Below are 18,045 nucleotides of genomic sequence, written 5' to 3'. Positions count from 1 at the left end.
CCCCAACCAGGAGATACAACATGGCCGTACTCGTAGGCAAGCAAGCCCCGGATTTCACCGCCGCCGCCGTTCTTGGCAATGGCCAGATTGTTGACAGCTACAATCTGAAGAAAGAAACCGCCGGCAAGTACACTGCCGTTTTCTTCTACCCGCTCGACTTCACCTTCGTCTGCCCGTCTGAACTGATCGCCTTTGACAACCGCCTGCAGGAATTCAAGGCGCGCAATGTCGAAGTGATCGGCGTGTCCATTGACAGCCAGTTCACCCACAGCGCCTGGCGCAACACCCCGGTTGAAAAGGGCGGCATCGGTCAGGTTGGCTATACCCTGGTCGCCGACGTGAAGCACGAAATCTGCCAGGCTTACGACGTTGAGCTTGCCGAAGCTGGCGTTGCGCTGCGCGGTACCTTCCTGATCGACAAGAACGGCGTCGTTCAGCACCAGGTCGTCAACAACCTGCCGCTGGGCCGCGACATCGACGAACTGCTGCGCGTGGTTGATGCGCTGCAATTCGTTGAAGAGCACGGCGAAGTCTGCCCGGCAGGCTGGAACAAGGGCAAGAAGGGCATGAAGGCTTCCGCCGAAGGCGTGGCCGATTACCTGGCCAGCAACGCCGAAGCGCTGTAATCCGGTTTTGGCCCGAATGAAAAACCCCGGCTTGCCGGGGTTTTTCATTGCCGTTTACTTGCTGGGCAGCGCATGCAGTACGCCGTCCTCGCCACCAATCCACAGCGTGTCGCCGGCCACCACCGCCTGGCCAAACAGCGCGCTGGGCATGGCGATGCTGTGCCGGATCTTGCCACTGGCGTTTACTGCCAGCAGCTTGCTGGGTGACTGCGGCGAATAGGCATCGCCACCGGCGAACCAGTACAGCGACCCGGCCTTCACCGGCGCGCGCAGCGCGTTCTGCCCGGATGGCAGCTCCCAGCGCACCTTGCCGCTGGACAGATCGATGCCCTGCAGCAGCTGACTGTCCGAACTGCCCACCAGTGCCAGCCCGTCGTCCAGCAAGGGCGAGGCGACAATCCACGACGAACCGTGATCCACCTCCCAGCGCGGCCGCGTTTCGCCTGGCACCTGCGCGCGCACCTTGCCGTCGCGCGAGCCGTAGACGAGCAGCTTGCCGGACAGCGCCGGCGCTTGCTGGATGGCTGCTCGGGCCAGCGTTGTGCTCCTGAGCAGCTTGCCGTTGCCGGCGTCGATGATCTGCAGCTGACCACGCTCGTCGACCAGCAGGATGCCGTCGGCCGTAAGCAGCGGCGTGGCGCTGCTTGCCGCAGGCAACTGGCTTGTCCAGATTTGCTTGCCGCTGGCGGCATCCAGTGCCAGCAATTGCGTGCCAAAAACGACCAGCACCAGCTTGCCGGCAGCGACGGGGTCGGCCTGCAGGCTGTCCCAGCTTTTGAGCTGATCCAGGCCCAGATTGCCGAGCTTGTGTTGCCAGCGCGGCTTGCCGTCTGCCTCCTGCAGCGCACTGACGCCCTTGCTGCTGGCGATGATGACAAGGCCCGCGTGACGCAATGGCGTGCTGGTGATTGCACCGTCGATGCGCGAATGCCAGCGCTGGCGGCGAGTGCCATCAAAGGCCAGTACGTCGCCGGCCAGATTGCCGACGATCACGCTACCGTTGGCATCAGTGAGCACGCCGCCGCGTATCGGTGCGCCGGTTTTCACTGACCACGCCGTGCTCGCGGCGCAGGCGGTGTTCAGCAGGGCAAAGAGTGCAATGGCGCTGCCAGTTTTCAGCATGGCTCTTCCTGTCCGTGGGTGAGGGGAGGGCCCATCTTTGCGCAAAGGCGCCGGGCCGGGTTGACCGGCATTGCGTTTTTGCTGCGGGTGAGGCAAAACACCGGCGGTTCCGGACTTGCCAGCGCTGGCCGTATAATTCGCGTTTGCCAACCAGACCGAGATTGCGCATGTCCCAGCACCAGATCGCACCGCCGGCCGAGGGTATCAGCCCGCTTGCCTGGTATCGCGAGCTTGCCGCCAACCCCGCTTTCCTGCCCGATGCGGCGCAGGCTGCCGCCATCGCCCGGCTGGACGAACTCTGGCACCAGCTGGTCGACTTCAAGGCCCGGCGCGCCCGGCCGTTTCGCAAGGCGGCACTGTTCGGGGTGCCGCTGCTGCCGCAGCCGGATTTGCCGCGCGGCCTGTATTTCTGGGGGGGCGTCGGGCGTGGCAAGAGCTTTCTGATGGATGCCTTTTTTGCCAGCCTGCCGTACCGGCGCAAGAAGCGCCTGCACTTTCACCGCTTCATGCAGGAAGTGCATGCCGAATTGCGTGCGCAGCAGGGCGTGGCCGATCCGCTGGTCGCTGTCGCTGAAAAGTGGGCAAGGGCGGTGCGCGTGCTGTGCTTTGACGAATTTCATGTTTCCGACATCGCCGACGCCATGCTGCTTGGCCGTCTCATGGAACAGTTGTTCGCGCGCGGCGTGGTGCTGGTGGCCACCAGCAATTACGCGCCGGATGCGCTTTACCCGAATGGCCTGCAGCGGCAGAATTTCCTGCCCACGATCGCCTTGCTCAAGGAAAGGCTTGATGTGCTCAATGTCGATGGCGGCCAGGATTACCGCATGCGCACCCTGAGTGCCGCACGCACCTACCTGACACCGCTTTCCGCTGACAATGACGCGGAGCTCGCCCGCCTCTTTGATGCCATCGCGACCGGCGCGGACCTGCCCAATACCCTGACGCTCGCCGGCCGACGGCTCAAGCCGCGGCGCCATGCGCCGGGACTGGTCTGGTTCGATTTTGCCGTGCTGTGCGGAGACGGTCGCGGGCAGGCCGATTATCTGGAGCTGGCGCAGACCTACCATACGGTGCTGATCAGCAACATTCCCCGGCTGAGCGCCGCGCAGTCCAATCAGGCACGGCGCTTCACCTGGCTGGTCGATGTGTTTTACGACCACCGCGTCAAGCTCATCCTCTCAGCCGCCGTCGGCGTGGACGAGCTGTATGTCGAGGGGCCGCAGGCTGGCGAATTTTTCCGCACGGCCAGTCGCCTGACCGAAATGCAGTCGAGCGAATACCTTGCCCTGCCGCACGAGCACAGCAGCCATCAGCTGGCCGGGGTGGTGGAAACCTGAGCAAGTCCTTGCTTTGAGTCCAAAAAGCATCGAGCGCAAAAAAATCCCCCGGTGATCCGGGGGATTTTTCAGTTTTGGGGGCTGGCGCCAGAACTCTGGCGCCAGCTTGAGGGCTTGCTTGTCTTACTTGCAGGCACCCAGGTCTTTCCACGGACCCCACTGGCCGCCGGCAGTCGGGTTTTCGCCGGTGATCCACCACTTGTTGGAGTAATTGCGACCGCTGTAGGACACCACGGTGCCGGTGTTGGCGTAGACGGTCTTGGCATCCCAGGCGGCGGCACAAGCCTGAACCGAGCCGGTGGGTGCCACGGTCGGCGTGGCAGTCGGCACCACGGTTGGTGCCGCAGTCGGGGTCGGGGCTGCTGTCGGTGTGGCGGTCGGAGCCTTGGTCGGCGTCGGCGCAGCGGTCGGTGTTGCCGTCGTTGCACTGCAGCTGCCTACTTCCTTCCAGGCGCCCCATTGCTGGCTGCCCGGGGCTTCACCACGGTTCCACCAGGACGCTTCCCACAGCTTGCCGTTGTAGCTGACGCGGCTGCCGCCGGCATAATCCTTGGTGCTGTCCCAGGCTGCGGCGCAGTTGCCGGCAGGCGGAGTCACCGTCGGAGCAACGGTCGGTGTCGCGCTCGGGCTGGTGGTCGGTGTGCTGGTCGGCGTTGCGGTCGGCTGGGTGGTCGGAACCACGGTCGGTACGGTTGCGCCTTCAATATCAACGCGGAAGGTGTAGCTGGCGCCATTGCGGCTATAGACACGGTTGTCTTGTGCGTTCTGCACCGGCGCGACGCTGCCGTTGCCCTGCAGCACGCCCATGCTCACGTAGCGCGACGCGACATTGACCTTTTGCGAGAGGAAGAACGGCCAGTTGGCGGCCAGGCCAGTGTTCTGGCCGGTTTGCGTGTCGAAGCCGACGACGAGCTCGGTCTTCTCCAGATCGAGGCCCTGGGCGTCGAAGAGGCGGAAGACCACCTTGCTGTTTTCCGCCAGATCCTGGTAGGCGCGCACCTGACCCAGTTCCTTGAAGGTCGAAACGGCGCCGGAGAAGTTCACGTCCGAGCAGGTGTAAAAGGCTTCCGGGCTGTCGGAGCGCTGCCAGGTGCTGAAGATGATGTGCTGGCCGGTCTTCTTCGGCAGCGGGCAGGTCAGCTTGTAGGTCTTGTCGGCGGATACCGGCACATTGCCGAGCGTGCAGAAGCGCTCAAGGTCGGACCACTTCAGCGGCTGGGTCTGATCCCAGCCGTCGCGGGTCACGTACAGCGCCCATTCGCGGGTCTGGTGCGGGGCGGGGGCCTTGTAGATGAAGTCATACTGGCCGTTGGCATTCGGTGCGATCGGGCTGGTGGGCCAATCGGTGCGCGCGAGGTTCAGGCCGGCGTAGTTGGATTTGCCGCCGCCGCACAGCTGACCATCGGGGACGAAGGCCTTGTGGTCGCCGTTCGGGTTCTGGTTCACGCCCGACCAGTCATACAGCATTTGCGGGCCGGATACGGCGACCGCAGCCTGGCAGGCGGCCGACTTAGGCGACTCGGGGCCTTCATTGAAACATTGCAGCACGCGGCTGATCGGATCGGCCATGGTGCCGTGCGCGTGCACGACGGCCGGAGACAAGAGGGCGGCGGTAGCGCTGCCCAAGAGGGCAAGGCCAAGGCGATAAGTCTTCATTCACTTCGCTCCAGAAGGTGTGATTACTTCGGTCTATTTTTCTTGTGTTTGCGCACCGTCCGGTCGAAGCCGGCTGCGTCGTCGTGACGGCCGGGCGGGCCGGTCCGTCTTTTGGCAGTCTGTGCTGCGGGCATGAATCTAGCATCGCTTACACCCGCAGCTCAAGTGCTGCTTTGTCTTTGTGATGAAGAGCTTAGCCTGGCGGCAGGGGAGTGTCTGTAGTGCGCAACAGCGCACTACAGACCCCACTGCAGAAGGGCGTTCAGCCTTGCAGTGCAGCATCCTGCAGGCGGATCAGCTCGGCGATGCCGGCCTGAGCCAGGTCGAGCAGCGCATCAAGCTCGGTGCGCGAAAACGGCACGCCTTCGGCGGTGCCCTGCACCTCGACCAGCCCGCCCGAGGCGGTCATCACCACGTTCATGTCGGTGTCGCAGGCCGAGTCTTCCGGGTAGTCGAGGTCGAGCACCGGCGTCCCTTCATACACACCGACCGAGATGGCGGCGACCGCTTCGCGGATCGGCGATTGTTCCAGCTTGCCGGCGGCGATCAGGCCGTTGATGGCGTCGCTCAGCGCGACAAAGGCGCCAGTGATGCTGGCGGTGCGCGTGCCGCCGTCGGCCTGGATCACGTCGCAGTCGATGCTGATCTGGCGCTCGCCGAGCTTCTCCAGATCGACGACGGCGCGCAGCGCGCGGCCGATCAGGCGCTGGATTTCCTGCGTGCGGCCCGATTGCTTGCCCTGTGCCGCCTCGCGCTTCATGCGGCTGCCGGTCGAGCGCGGCAGCATGCCGTATTCGGCGGTCACCCAGCCCTGGCCCTTGCCCTTCAGAAAGCCGGGAACACTCTCCTCGACGCTGGCGGTGCAGATCACCTTGGTGTCGCCGAACTCGACGAGCACGCTGCCTTCGGCATGACGGGTGTAGTGGCGGGTAAGACGGACAGGGCGCAGCTCTGCAGGTTGTCGGCCGGATGGGCGCATGGCGGCATTCTCGTGGTCGGTGAAGGAATGCGCGCATTATAGCCCGCGCACCGTGTGGCGGGCTGGTCGATTTTATTGGGGTATATGAGTGCAGCCTATTTTCTTAATGGGCTGTACGTCTATGGGGGTGGTGGTATGTCGGAAAGCGCCGCAGCCAGCGTCGTGCGGTAGCCATCCTCGCCCAGGAGTGCCAGCACGCCGGCCTTGTCGAGCTTGCCCAGCACCAGTGGATTCGCCTCGCACACCACCACGGCCACCCGCCGCTGCTGCAGCTGGCGGATGATCTTTTCCAGTGTCTGCAGGCCGGTCATGTCGATGAAGGGCACATGATGCAGGCGGATGATCTGGCGGCGCGCCTCGGTGTGCGAGGCAATCAGCGCGCGCTCGCAGTGCTCGGCGGCGGCAAAGAAGAATGGCCCCTCGATGCTGTAGACCAGCGTGCCAGCCGGCAGACCGTTCAGCCCCTGAGCAGCCAGCTCGTGGGCGAGGTCGGGTTCGGCGTGGCGCGCGACGGTGACGCTGCCGGCCATGCGGCGCAGGAAATGCAGCACGGCGAGGATCACGCCGATCTGCACGGCAACGACCAGATCGGTGAATACGGTCAGCCCGAAGGTGATCAGCAGGATGGCCACGTCGGCGCGCGGTGCATGGCGCAGCATGTGCGCGAAGCGGTGCGCCTCGCTCATGTTCCAGGCAACGACGAAGAGGATGGCGGCGAGCGCCGCCAGCGGAATGTGGCCGGCCAAGGGCGCGGCGAGCAGCAGGATGGCGAGCAGCGTGATGGCATGCACGACACCGGCGAGCGGACTGGTTCCGCCATTGCGCACATTGGTCGCGGTGCGCGCGATGGCGCCGGTGGCGGCAAAACCGCCGAACAGCGGGCAAAGCAGGTTGGCGAGACCCTGGCCGACCAGCTCCTGGTTGGCGTCGTGGCGCGTGCCGGCCATGCCGTCGGCGACCACGGCGGACAGCAGCGACTCGATCGCGCCCAGCATGGCGATCGAGAAGGCCGGGCCGATCAGCTCGATCACGCGTGCCGCGGACAGCTCGGGCAGTGCCGGCAGCGGCAGCGACTGCGCAATGCCGCCAAAGGCGCTGGCGATGGTGCGCACACCGTCGAACTGGCCGAAATGCTGGATCAGTGTCACGCCGATGAGCGCAAGCAGCGGGCCGGGAACGCGCTTGCACCCCGGCAGGCGGTTGCCCCACAGCGTCAGCGCGAGCGCGGTCACGGCCAGCAGCAGGGTCGCGCCATGAAACTGCGGCAGGGTAGCGCTGAGTGCAATGAGTTTTTCATGGAAATGCCGGGCGGGTGGCGCGGCGATGCCGAAAAATTCCGGCCATTGCCCCACCCAGATCACCACGCCGATGCCGCTGGTGAACCCCAGTATCACCGGCGCCGGGATGAAACGGATGACATTGCCCAGTCTGGCCATGCCCAGCAACACCAGCATCGCGCCGGCCAGCAATGTTGCGATATGCAGGCCGGCAATGCCATAGCGTGCGGTGATGTCGGCAAGGATGACGACAAAGGCGCCGGTGGGCCCGGCGATCTGCAGCCGGCTGCCGCCGAACAGCGAAACGGCCAGCCCGGCGATGATGGCGGTATAGATGCCCTGTTCCGGCTTGGCCCCGCTGGCGATGGCAAAGGCCATGGCCAGCGGCAGCGCCACGACACCGACAATGACGCCAGCGACCAGATTCGGCAGCCAGTGCTCGCGCCCGAGCAGTCCGGCTTGTGCTGCTTCGCGCAGGGCAATCATGGCAGGGTCTCCGGCGATGGCGATCCCTTACATCCTAAACCCGCTGGAGAAATGTGGGTATTGCGCAGCGGTAACGTAATTTGTTGCCGTCGGCAGCGCTCGCCCGGCAGGGCGCGGCAAGGGTAAAATCGCGCTTTCTGCGAGGCTGTCATGCAAACATCGCTTCCCCAGCACCCCATAGGCGTATTCGATTCCGGCGTCGGCGGCCTCACCGTCGTGCGCGCCCTGATGGATCGCCTGCCTTTCGAGAACATCATTTACTTTGGCGACACCGCGCGCGTGCCTTATGGCGTGAAGTCGGTGGCGACCATCGAGCACTACACGCAGCAAATTGCCGATTTCCTGCTCAAGCAGCAGGTGAAGATCCTCATCATCGCCTGCAACACCATGGCCGCGGTCGCTGCCGACAAGGTGCGCGCGGCCTCGCCCGTGCCAGTGCTCGATGTCATCGAGGCGGGCGCGAAGAATGCCGTCGCGCGCTCGCAGACGGGCGGCATCGGCGTGATCGGCACCCCGACCACAATCAACTCCAACGCCTACGCCCGGGCGATCCATCGGCTGAACCCGGATAGCCGCGTGTATTCGCAGGCCTGCCCGCTGTTCGTGCCGCTGGTCGAAGAGGGCTGGCTCGACCATCCGGTGACGCGGCTCACCGCACAGGAATACCTGAAGCCGGTCTTCGTCGAGGCCATCGACACGCTGGTGCTGGGCTGCACGCATTACCCGCTGCTCAAGCCGCTCTTGACCGACATCACCGGATCGCGCCTGCAGCTGGTCGATTCCGCCCTGTCGATCGCCGACCAGGCCGCACAGCTGCTGGGTGAGCGCGGGCTGGCCAATCCGCAGCACGAGCTGCCCGATTACCAGTATTACGTGACCGACCTGCCGGTGAAATTCCAGACCATCGGCGAGCGTTTCCTGGGGCGCAGCCTCAACCGGCTGGATCTGGTCAGTCTCTAGGCTCTGTTGAGGTTTGATTAGTTTTTACGCAGCCCCGCCAACTGGCCGGGGCGCGAAGCCAAGCGCAAGTCAATACGGGTATTGACGAGCATTGGCGACAAAGCATCCGGCAAGCATGGCGGGGCTGCCCTGCGGGCGATGGGCTCTTTTGCCCCATTACGGCGTTATTTGCCACTGACAGTACTCGTACTGCGGCGTGGCAAATGCCTGGTACTGGGGCAAAATAGCCCATCGCGTAAAAATTAATCAAACCTCAACAGAGCCTAACAGGCTGTTGAAAAACAGCCTGTGGCCCATTTTTTACGGCCTCGCCGTAAAAAATGCATGAAAAACAAAAAATAAGCCCTTGATTTTACAGATGATGATTTGCGCCGGGCTTTGCCCGGTGCTTGATGTCGGCCGAAGAACCGACTTGTTCAACACCCCGCCGAGGACAAGCACGAATGCTGTACGGCTTCACCTTTCTGGTGCTTTTTCAGCTGGCCGGCGAAATGCTCAGTCGCGGCCTGCACCTGCCTGTGCCGGGCCCGGTGCTGGGCATGCTGCTGCTGGCGGCCTGGTGCACCTTGCGCCGCGGCGTGGATGACCGGGTCGGGCGGGTGTGCCAGGCCTTGCTGCGCTACATGGCCCTGCTCTTTGTTCCGGCCGGTGTTGGCCTGATGCTGCTGGGCCCGTTGCTGCGCGACGAGGGCTGGGCGATGCTGGCCGTGCTGGTGCTCTCGACCGTCGTGACCTTGCTGGTGTCCGCATGGACACTGCAGATGCTCTTGCGCCGTTTTCCGGCCAGGGACGAGTGATGGAGCTGCTGAATCCGCTGGATTCCGACGCGATGCTGCTGGCGCTGCGCACGGCGCCGTTTTTGTGGCTGGGCGTTACCGCCGCCTGTTACCTGCTGGCCGAGCGCCTGTACGAGCGCAGCGGCCAGTTTGCCCTGCTGCACCCGGTACTCGTGAGCATCGCGCTGCTGATGGGCATTCTCAAGGCCAGCGCGGTCAGCTATGCCGACTATTTCCAGGGCGCCCAGCTGTATCACTGGCTGCTGGGCACGGCCACCGTCGCGCTCGCCGTGCCGCTGTTCGACAATCTGCAGCGCGTGCGCACGCTGCTGTGGCCGCTGCTGCTAGCCTTGCTGGTCGGTGGCCTGGCCGGCATGCTGACCGCGCTGCTGTTTGGCAAGCTCTTTGGCCTCAGCCCGCAGGTGCTGGTGTCCTTCGTACCCAAGTCGGTGACCACGCCGATTGCCATGGCCCTGTCGCAGCACGCCGGCGGCCTGCCGGCACTGACCGCCAATGTGGTGATTCTTACCGGCATTCTCGGCGCGATGGCCGTACTGCCGCTGTTGCGGCTGGCCCGCATCGACAGCGACATTGCCGGCGGCTTTGCGCTGGGCATTGCCGCGCACGGCGTCGGCACGGCGCGTGCCTTCCAGCTTTCGCCCACGGCGGGAGCATTCGCCGGGCTGGCCATGGGGCTCAATGGCGTGTTTACGTCGCTGACGCTGCCGGCGCTGCTCAGGCTCTGGCCAGCCTGAGCCGCGCTCAGGGTTTTTGCGCGGGCGAGATGGTGAAGCGTCTGCGGCGCAGCCGCCCCGGCGTCTGGCCGGCGTACTGCCTATAGTGCTATCTGCAAGCCATCAGGGATGCCGCGATTCATGCACTGGCGCAATCTTGCCGAACTGTGTCTGCCTGCCTGCCTCATTCTGGCCGGCGGCGGCCTGCTGACCGAGCACCTGGTTCGCCAGGAGCGCCGGGAAAGCCTGATCCGCGCCCAGCATGCCACCCAGGCGGAGGCGGCGCGCTTGCGTGCTGCCGTCGAGAGCGAGCTCAATTCGACGCTGTTCGTGGCCAGCGGGCTGGATGCCTTTATCCGCACCTCCAGTCCGCAGCAGCTGGAGCAGCAAATGCCGGCGATGATGGGGCAGCTGTTCCTGCTCGGACGCAATCTGCGCAATATCGGCATCGCGCCGGACAATCGCATCCGCTGGATGTATCCCATGGTGGGCAATGAAAAGGCGATTGGTCTTTACTATCCGGACGTGACCGCGCAGTGGCCGGCGGTCAAGCGCGTGATTGATTCGCGCCGGCCGTTTCTGGCCGGCCCCGTACGCCTGGTGCAGGGCGGCGAAGGCTTGATTTACCGTGTCCCGGTGTACCTGGCCGATGGCCGCTACTGGGGCATGATCAGCACGGTCATTCGCCTTGAGCTCTTCTGGCGGCGGCTTGGCCTGCATCCCGAACTCAGCGGCCGGCTGGTGATCCTTGGCAAGGACGCCGGTGGCGCCGAGGGCGAGCCAGTCTGGGGCGTGCGGCTTGATCCGGCGCTGCTGCAGGTCCAGGAAGAAGTGCGCGTGCCCGGCGGGCGCTGGCAGGTCAGCATGCTGGTGCCGCCACCGGCCCAGGCCGAAGCGCTGGCGATCCGCCTCGGCGGCTGGACGCTGAGCATCCTGCTGGCGGCCACGCTGCTGTTGCTGGTGCTGGCCACGCAGCGCGACCGGCGGCGCATCGCCGCACTGGCCGAGGCGCGCGATGCCGCCGAAGCGGCGAACCGGGCCAAGGGGGTGTTTCTGGCCAATATGAGCCACGAAATCCGCACGCCGATGAATGGCGTCATCGGCATGAGCCAGTTGCTGCTTGATACACCGCTCAATCACCAGCAGCGCGATTACGCGCTCACCATGCAGCGCAGCGCCGAAGCACTGCTGGGCGTGATCAACGACATTCTCGACTATTCCAAGATCGACGCCGGCAAGATGGAAATCGAAGCCATCGAATTCGATCTGGTGCAATTGCTGGAGGACGTCTGCAAGCTGCTGGCGCCGCGCGCCCAGCAAAAACGCCTGGAGCTGCTCTGCGATCTGGACCCGGCGCTGCCGCAACTGGTGCTGGGCGATCCGGGGCGGCTGCGCCAGGTGCTGGTCAATTTGCTGGGCAACGCCATCAAGTTCACCGCCGGTGGCGAAGTGTCCTTGCTGGCGCGCCGGCTGGAGCGCGACGATGGCCTGTGGGTCGAGCTCAGCGTGCGCGATAGCGGCATCGGCATCCCCGAAGGGCAGGTCGAGTCGATCTTTGAAGCCTTCCGGCAGGGAGATGCCGCTGTGGCGCGCCATTACGGCGGTACCGGGCTGGGCCTGTCGATTTCGCGGCGGCTGGTGCAGCTGATGGGGGGCGAGCTGATCGCGGATAGTGCGACGGGGGCAGGGGCGTGGTTTTACTGCCGCCTGCCGCTGGGCCCGGCCGTGGCAGCGAGCCCGCCGGCACTGCTGGCCGAGCCGCTGGCGGTGCTGGTCATCGAGCCGCAGCCCTATGCCCGGGCGCTGCTGGCCCTGCAACTCGGGCGCTGCGGTTGCGCCGTGCAGCTGGCCGGTGACATCGCGCAGGCGCGCAGCGCGCTGGCCGCGCTGTGCGCCGAGACGCCCGATCCCGTCGTCTTCATCCGGCAGGACTGGCCCGAGGGCACGGGCCTGCAGCTGGCCGTCGATTTGCTGGCCAGTCATCCACAATTGCGCTGCGTGCTGCTGCAGGAAAGCCTGCACCCGCTCGGGCGTGTCGAATGGCAAAGGCATGGCTTGGCGGGCAGTCTCGACAAGCCGGTGCAGCAGCGCGCGCTGCTGCGCTGCCTGCAGCAGCTGCAGTCCGGCACGGCGCCTGACGAGATCGCCAGCAGCCGGCCACGCCCGCATTTTGTCGCGACCGGCAAGCTGCTGCTGGTCGATGACAATCCGGTCAACCGGCAGGTAGTGCGCCTGATGCTGCAGCGCCTGGGCTTTGCCTGCGACGAGGCGCGCGATGGTCGCGAGGCACTGGCGCTGCTGGAGCGCAATGACTATGCCCTGGTGCTGATGGATGTGCAGATGCCGACGCTGGATGGCCTGGCGGCGACGCGCATCATCCGCGATCCGGCCAGCGCCGTGCGCCAGCATGCCGTTCCGGTGATCGCGCTGACCGCCAATGCCATGCGCGGCGACGAAGCCGAGTGTCGCGCCGCCGGCATGGACGACTACCTGAGCAAGCCCCTGCAGTTTGAGCAGCTGGTCAGCGCGCTGGAGGCCCATTTCCTCCGTGATCGCTGATACGGCCCGCTGTATTGATCTGTAGCCTTTTTCTGTGATGGGTTACGGGGCAATACCCTGCTTGGGTTTGCGCCAGTTTAGCTGGGCATGCAGCTTCACCACGTCGCCGATGATGATCAGCGCCGGCGGCTTGATGCTGGCGCCGGCCAGATCGTCGGCCAGCGTTGCCAGCGAGCCGATCACCACCTGCTGGTCGTTGCGCGTCGCGTTGGCGACGATGGCCACCGGCGTATCCGGTGCGCGGCCATGCGCAATCAGCTGTGCGCTGATGCGCGGCGCCTGGGCGACACCCATGTAGACGACGACCGTTTCGGCCGGGTTGACCAGCCGCGGCCAGTCCAGCTCGATTTCGCCAGCGCGGCGGTGGCCGGTGACAAAGGTCACCGACTGCGCGTAGTCGCGATGGGTCAGCGGAATGCCGGCGTAGCAGGAAGCGCCGGCCGCCGAGGTGATGCCGGGAACCACCTCGAACTCGATGCCGGCTGCCGCCAGTTCGGCGATTTCCTCGCCGCCGCGGCCGAAAATGAAGGGGTCGCCACCCTTGAGCCGCAGCACCTTCTTGCCTTCCTGCGCGAGCTGGACCAGCAGCTGGTTGATGTCTTCCTGTGGCAGCGCGTGGTTGCTGGCCTTCTTGCCGACGTAGATGCGCTCGGCGTCGCGGCGCACCAGCTCCATGATGGCCGGGCTGACCAGGTTGTCGTAGAGCACGACGTCGGCCTGCTGCATCAGCCGCAGCGCGCGGAAGGTCAGCAGGTCCGGGTTGCCCGGCCCGCTGCCGACCAGATAGACGGCGCCGCGCGTCAGCGCGCCAGCGTCGGACGCGTTGAGCGCGGCGACCAGCTCGGCGCGCACGCCTTGCACATCGCCGGCGAACACGCGGTCGGGCAGCGGCCCGGCCAGCGCCTGTTCCCAGAAATGCCGGCGGGCGGCCGGCTCGGGCAGTTTTTCCTTGGAAAGCGCCCGCAAGTCGCTCAGCAGGCCGGCCAGTTCACCGTAGCCGTGCGGAATCAGCGCTTCGAGCTGCGCGCGCAGCTGGCGCGCCAGCACGGGGGTGCCGCCGCCGGTGGATAGTGCAATCTGCAAGGGCGAGCGATCGATGATGGCCGGGGTGATAAAGCGGCTGTGCGCCGGGTCGTCCACGGCATTGACGAGCACGCCGGCGGACTCGCAGGCGGCGAAGACGGCGGCATTCACGTCGGCGTCGTCGGTGGCGGCGATCACCAGCCGCCATGCGCGCGTGACGATGCCGCTTGCGAATTCGCCGGACTGATGCCGAAGGCGGCCCGCCTCGGCCAGTCCGGCCAGCTCGTCGTGCAGTGCCGGCGCCAGCACGGTCACGCGAGCGCCGGCGGCCAGCAGCAGGCGGATCTTGCGCGTGGCGATTTCGCCGCCGCCGACCACGAGGCAGTCTTGTTGCGCCAGATCAAGGAAAAGGGGGAAGTAGTCCATGCAGGATGTACGCAGTGCGCTTGAATGCCGCTATTCTGGCACGAATGCCCGCAAACCTGCGGATTGACCCGCAAGCGAGGGCGGCCGGCGGCCAGCCGTGAGCGAGCTACGGCCAGTACAAGACCCATGACCACCCGGAGACCGAGATGACATTGCCGACTACCCTTTTGACGTGCTGTGGCCTGCTGCTGGCCGCCGCCGGCGCCAGCGCCGCCAACCCGGTCAATCCGGCCGAGCTGGCCAAGGCCAAGGCCTGCATGGCCTGCCATGCGCCGGACAAGAAGCTGGTCGGACCGTCCTACAGGGACGTGGCCGCCAAGTACAAGAATGACAAGGGCGCGGTTGCCAAGCTCGCCACCAAGATCCAGAAGGGCGGCAGTGGCGCCTGGGGCTCGCTGGCCATGCCGGCCAATGCGGTGACCGATGCCGAAGCCAAGGCGCTGGCGCAGTGGGTGCTCTCGACCAAATAAGGGCGGGCAAGCCCGGCCACGACAGCGCCTCCGGCGCTGTTGGCGTTTCTGGGGGCGCGACAGCGCGGCAGGCCGGCGCTGTCGGATGGTCTTGCCGCGCTCGCCGGGCCCGAGGTGCTGCGTGTTTGCGCGGCGATGGGGCTTCAAGGGATGGGGCGTCAGGGGAATGGGCGTTGCCGGAGCGGGAATCATTTTCAGCACTCCCTGTCATAACGGCCCGTGCTGCGGCGACCAAGCAGCACAGACCGAGGACCCGAACATGCTGATACGCTACCCCGACCCGATTGCGCCGAGTGAAATCACCCCGCGCGAGGTGTATCTGAACCGCCGGCAATTCATGGGCGCCGGCGCCGCCATGACGCTGGCGCTCCTGGGGCCGACCGCCAGCGCCGCGCTGCCGGCGCGCACTTCGCCCTATTCGACCGCCGAAGAGAAAAATACCCTCAAGGAAATCAGCAGCTACAACAATTTCTATGAATTCGGTACGGCCAAATCCGACCCGGCCGAACAGGCCCACACGCTGAAAACCCGCCCCTGGAGCGTGCTGGTGGACGGCGAGGCCGGCAAGCCGCGCCGTTTCAGCATTGAAGAATTGCTGAAGCTCGCCCCGCTGGAGGAGCGCATCTATCGCCTGCGCTGCGTGGAAGGCTGGTCCATGGTCATCCCCTGGGTGGGCTTTCCGCTGGCGGCCTTGCTCAAGCAGGTTGATCCGACCTCCCGCGCGAAGTACGTGGCCTTCGAAACCCTGGCCGATCCGGCGCAGGTGCCCGGCGTGCGCGAGCGCGTGCTCGACTGGCCCTACCGCGAGGGCCTGCGCATCGACGAGGCCATGCACCCGCTGACCATTCTGGCGGTTGGCCTGTATGGCGACATCCTCCCCAAACAGAATGGCGCGCCGATCCGTCTGGTGGTGCCGTGGAAATACGGCTTCAAGAGCAGCAAGTCCATCGTGCGCATCCGCCTGCAGGAAACGCAGCCGCCGACGAGCTGGAGCATGGCCAATCCGCGCGAATATGGCTTCTATTCGAACGTCAACCCGACGGTCGATCACCCGCGCTGGAGCCAGGCCAGCGAGCGGCGCATCGGTGAGCTGTTCCGCCGCAAAACGCTGATGTTCAACGGTTACGCCGATCAGGTGGCCGGCCTGTACAAGGGCATGGACCTGAAGCGTTTTTACTGAGGCGAGCATGTTGCCACGCTGGGTCAAGCCCCTGTTGTTCCTGCTGTGCCTGTTGCCGCTGGTGCGCGTGTGCGTGCTGGTGGTGCAGGGCGTGCCGGTCAATCCGGTCGAGTTCATTACCCATGCCTCCGGCACTTGGGCACTGGTCGGTCTGTGCCTGACGCTGGCGGTGACGCCGCTGCGCTGGCTGAGCGGCTACGGCGCGCTGGTGCGTCTGCGGCGCATGCTTGGGCTCTTTGCCTTTTTCTACGCCAGCCTGCACGTGCTGACCTGGCTGTGGCTGGACCAGTTCTTCGATCTGGCCGCCATGTGGCGCGATGTGCTGAAGCGCCCCTTCATCACGCTCGGTTTTGCCGCCTTTGTGTTGCTGCTGCCGCTGGCGATCACCTCGACGGATGGCTGGATCAGGCGGCTGAAGCGCAACTGGGCGCGACTGCACTGGCTGGTTTATCCGGCCAGCATCCTCGCCGTGCTGCATTACCTGTGGCTGGTGAAGCGCGATCTGACGCAGCCGCTGATTTACGCGGCCGTCTTGGCGCTGCTGCTGGGCGCACGCCTGCTGCGGGGCTGGTGGTTGCGACGCTGATTGTGCTTTGGGTATTCGGCTGAAACCTATTGCTGCAAAGGGCTTTGGGTGTATGGGTGTATGGGTGTGTGGGTATGTGGGGTCAGGCATACGCGCTGAATACGCCCTGCGGCAATTCGTTGCTGTCGTAGCTGCGGCTGAGCTTTTCACTGGTACTGCTGCGCTGGCGCATTTCCTGCAGGGCTTGCTGCTCCATGCGTGCGGCTTCGGCGGCCACGCTGCGGTCGGTGGCGGACGGGTCGGCAGGCGCCAGCGCGGCGGCCTGGATCATCCGCGCCTTGCGCACTGTTTCTTCGGGCGTGCGCCCCGGCGAGACATCGATGCGCACATCGCCGGCCACGGCGTAGCGCTTGCCATCGGGGCCGGTGACCATGGTGTAGTTTGCGCCGCTGACCGCCAGCCCGCCGGCTGCGGCCAGGTGGGCCTGTTCATGCTGGCGCACCTTGCGGTCGGTGGCTTCCAGCTCCTGGATCTGGGCGATTTGCTGGGGGCTGAGCGGCTGGCCGGATGGCGAGCGCGGGGTGCCAGGGGGGATGGCTTTGTCTTCTTCCTGCTCGTCAGCCGCCTTGCCGTCGGCTTTCTGGCGCGCTGGTGCGCGGGTTTCGTCCGTCCTGGCGTCGTCTGCCGTTTCGCGGGCGCGCCGTTCCCCCCGCGGCTGCGGGCGCGTGCTGTCCGGCAAGCTGCTGATCAGGGCAGCCATGCTGCCCACTGACGGAAACATGGCCTTGGCTCCATGGCTAACATGCTGATTTTAAATTGCTTGTCAGTTGTTGGGTGGTGGCGCGGCTTACCGGTGTGACAAGCGGTGGCAAGCTGCCGCCAGCCGGGCAATCCCGCTGCGCCGTGCTGCGCGGCTACGCAGCAGAGCAAGGCTTTGTGCTAATCTTGGCGGACCTGAAATGACTCCGATTACTGCAATGGCCAAAGGCAATCTCTATGTCGTGACCGCACCGTCGGGTGCCGGCAAGACCACGCTGGTCAAGGCGCTGCTTGCCGCCGACCCGCACATCCAGCTGTCCGTGTCCTACACCACCCGTGCGCCGCGCGAGGGCGAAGTGAATGGCCGTGATTACCATTTCGTCGAACGCGCCGAGTTCGAGCGCATGATCAACGCCGGCGATTTTCTCGAGCATGCCGAGGTGTACGGCAACTACTACGGCACCTCGCAAAGCTGGATCAACGGCGTGATGGCCGAAGGTCGCGACATCCTGCTGGAAATCGACTGGCAGGGCGCACAGCAGGTACGCCGGCTGCACCCGGCGGTGATCGGCATTTTCGTGCTGCCGCCGTCGCTGGATGTGCTCGAAGGCCGCCTGCGCGGCCGCGGCAAGGACAGCGACGAAGTGATCGCCCGGCGCATGGCCGTGGCGCGCGAGGAAATCAGCCATGTCGACGAGGCCGATTACGTGATCATCAACGAGCACGTTGACGAGGCCGTGCGTGACATCGTCGCCGTCGTGCGCGCCGAGCGCCTGCGCCTGGCGGCGCAATCTGCCCGCCACACGGCGCTGATCGCCGCACTGAAGGGCTGACCGACCGGCCGTTTTTCGACGGCCCGGCACGGCCTTTGCTATACTGTTTCATCACGGGCAGCCTGTCTGCCCGCTGCTTTTGACGCTTTTGGAGAATCGCCGCATGGCCCGCATCACTATCGACGACTGTCTGTCCCGCATCCCGAACCGTTTTGACCTGACCCTGGCCGCCGCCTATCGCGCCCGCCAGATCGAAAACGGCTCCACCCCGCAGGTGGAAAATCAGGGCCGTGACAAGCCGACCGTGCTGGCGCTGCGCGAAATGTCCGCCGGCCTCGTCGGGGTGGAAATCCTGACCCGCAACCGCGGCTGATCC

At 65.4% G+C, this 18,045-nt stretch carries 17 protein-coding genes; 11 read left to right on the top strand and 6 right to left on the bottom strand.

Going from position 1 to position 18,045, the window contains the following annotated elements; translation table 11 throughout:
* Nucleotides 1-20 precede the first annotated feature (20 nt).
* On the top strand, nucleotides 21-626 hold the full coding sequence (locus C515_RS0109495) for a peroxiredoxin (RefSeq protein ID WP_028455336.1): 606 nt from the start codon (nucleotides 21-23) through the stop codon (nucleotides 624-626).
* 54 nt (nucleotides 627-680) lie between these two features.
* Here the strand turns inward: C515_RS0109495 and C515_RS0109490 are convergent, their stop codons facing one another.
* Nucleotides 681-1,748, bottom strand: a complete 1,068-nt coding sequence (locus C515_RS0109490; protein WP_028455335.1) for an outer membrane protein assembly factor BamB family protein — start codon at nucleotides 1,746-1,748, stop codon at nucleotides 681-683.
* Nucleotides 1,749-1,915: 167 nt separating this feature from the next.
* Here C515_RS0109490 and zapE point away from each other — a divergent pair, with 167 nt between their 5' ends.
* Nucleotides 1,916-3,085, top strand: a complete 1,170-nt coding sequence (zapE, locus tag C515_RS0109485; RefSeq protein ID WP_028455334.1) for a cell division protein ZapE — start codon at nucleotides 1,916-1,918, stop codon at nucleotides 3,083-3,085.
* Between the two features lie 123 nt (nucleotides 3,086-3,208).
* On the opposite strand, the gene C515_RS22520 is transcribed toward zapE, so the two are convergent.
* The 3 genes from C515_RS22520 to C515_RS0109470 all read right to left on the bottom strand — a co-directional run bounded on the left by C515_RS22520 (nucleotide 3,209) and on the right by C515_RS0109470 (nucleotide 7,483).
* A complete protein-coding gene (locus C515_RS22520; protein ID WP_051304815.1) occupies nucleotides 3,209-4,741 on the bottom strand; it encodes a lytic polysaccharide monooxygenase in 1,533 nt (510 codons plus the stop codon).
* 262 nt (nucleotides 4,742-5,003) lie between these two features.
* On the bottom strand, nucleotides 5,004-5,720 hold the full coding sequence (gene rph, locus C515_RS0109475) for a ribonuclease PH (protein WP_028455333.1): 717 nt from the start codon (nucleotides 5,718-5,720) through the stop codon (nucleotides 5,004-5,006).
* Nucleotides 5,721-5,839: 119 nt separating this feature from the next.
* A complete protein-coding gene (locus C515_RS0109470) occupies nucleotides 5,840-7,483 on the bottom strand; it encodes a SulP family inorganic anion transporter (protein WP_028455332.1) in 1,644 nt (547 codons plus the stop codon).
* Between the two features lie 150 nt (nucleotides 7,484-7,633).
* On the opposite strand from C515_RS0109470, the gene murI reads away from it, so the two are divergent.
* The 4 genes from murI (at nucleotide 7,634) to C515_RS22515 (ending at nucleotide 12,512) form a co-directional block, all read left to right on the top strand.
* Nucleotides 7,634-8,443: a glutamate racemase gene (gene murI, locus C515_RS0109465; RefSeq protein WP_028455331.1), complete on the top strand. Its 810-nt coding sequence runs from the start codon at nucleotides 7,634-7,636 to the stop codon at nucleotides 8,441-8,443.
* A gap of 443 nt (nucleotides 8,444-8,886) precedes the next feature.
* Nucleotides 8,887-9,240 (top strand): CidA/LrgA family protein, encoded by a 354-nt coding sequence (locus tag C515_RS0109460; protein ID WP_028455330.1) that lies wholly within the window; start codon nucleotides 8,887-8,889, stop codon nucleotides 9,238-9,240.
* A complete protein-coding gene (locus tag C515_RS0109455; protein WP_245575017.1) occupies nucleotides 9,192-9,974 on the top strand; it encodes an LrgB family protein in 783 nt (260 codons plus the stop codon). Before C515_RS0109460 ends, C515_RS0109455 begins: the two co-directional genes overlap by 49 nt.
* Nucleotides 9,975-10,094: 120 nt before the next feature.
* The gene (locus C515_RS22515) at nucleotides 10,095-12,512 is read left to right on the top strand and encodes a response regulator (protein WP_158380804.1); all 2,418 of its coding nucleotides are present in this window, start codon (nucleotides 10,095-10,097) and stop codon (nucleotides 12,510-12,512) included.
* 42 nt (nucleotides 12,513-12,554) lie between these two features.
* On the opposite strand, the gene cysG is transcribed toward C515_RS22515, so the two are convergent.
* Entirely contained in the window at nucleotides 12,555-13,961 is a 1,407-nt protein-coding gene (gene cysG / locus C515_RS0109445; RefSeq protein ID WP_028455328.1) for a siroheme synthase CysG, read from the bottom strand.
* A 146-nt stretch (nucleotides 13,962-14,107) separates the two neighbouring features.
* Between cysG and C515_RS0109440 the strand changes: the two genes are divergently transcribed.
* The 3 genes from C515_RS0109440 to msrQ all read left to right on the top strand — a co-directional run bounded on the left by C515_RS0109440 (nucleotide 14,108) and on the right by msrQ (nucleotide 16,197).
* Nucleotides 14,108-14,431, top strand: a complete 324-nt coding sequence (locus tag C515_RS0109440; RefSeq protein ID WP_051304812.1) for a c-type cytochrome — start codon at nucleotides 14,108-14,110, stop codon at nucleotides 14,429-14,431.
* A 259-nt stretch (nucleotides 14,432-14,690) separates the two neighbouring features.
* Entirely contained in the window at nucleotides 14,691-15,611 is a 921-nt protein-coding gene (msrP, locus tag C515_RS0109435; protein WP_028455326.1) for a protein-methionine-sulfoxide reductase catalytic subunit MsrP, read from the top strand.
* Nucleotides 15,612-15,618: 7 nt separating this feature from the next.
* Nucleotides 15,619-16,197, top strand: a complete 579-nt coding sequence (msrQ, locus tag C515_RS0109430; protein ID WP_043648920.1) for a protein-methionine-sulfoxide reductase heme-binding subunit MsrQ — start codon at nucleotides 15,619-15,621, stop codon at nucleotides 16,195-16,197.
* Nucleotides 16,198-16,279: 82 nt separating this feature from the next.
* Here msrQ and C515_RS23060 read toward each other — a convergent pair whose 3' ends face one another.
* A complete protein-coding gene (locus C515_RS23060; RefSeq protein WP_245575016.1) occupies nucleotides 16,280-16,918 on the bottom strand; it encodes a putative metalloprotease CJM1_0395 family protein in 639 nt (212 codons plus the stop codon).
* A gap of 187 nt (nucleotides 16,919-17,105) precedes the next feature.
* Between C515_RS23060 and gmk the strand changes: the two genes are divergently transcribed.
* Nucleotides 17,106-17,729, top strand: coding sequence for a guanylate kinase (gmk, locus tag C515_RS0109420; RefSeq protein WP_444541989.1), 624 nt, complete (start codon nucleotides 17,106-17,108; stop codon nucleotides 17,727-17,729).
* A 103-nt stretch (nucleotides 17,730-17,832) separates the two neighbouring features.
* Complete coding sequence (gene rpoZ, locus C515_RS0109415; protein ID WP_028455323.1) at nucleotides 17,833-18,042, top strand: DNA-directed RNA polymerase subunit omega; 210 nt, start codon at nucleotides 17,833-17,835, stop codon at nucleotides 18,040-18,042.
* Nucleotides 18,043-18,045: the final 3 nt, after the last annotated feature.

This window comes from Chitinilyticum litopenaei DSM 21440 (assembly GCF_000428145.1).
Lineage (GTDB): Bacteria > Pseudomonadota > Gammaproteobacteria > Burkholderiales > Chitinibacteraceae > Chitinilyticum > Chitinilyticum litopenaei.
The sequence above is the reverse complement of the archived record's forward strand: the minus strand, read 5'-3'. Positions and strand labels throughout refer to the sequence as shown.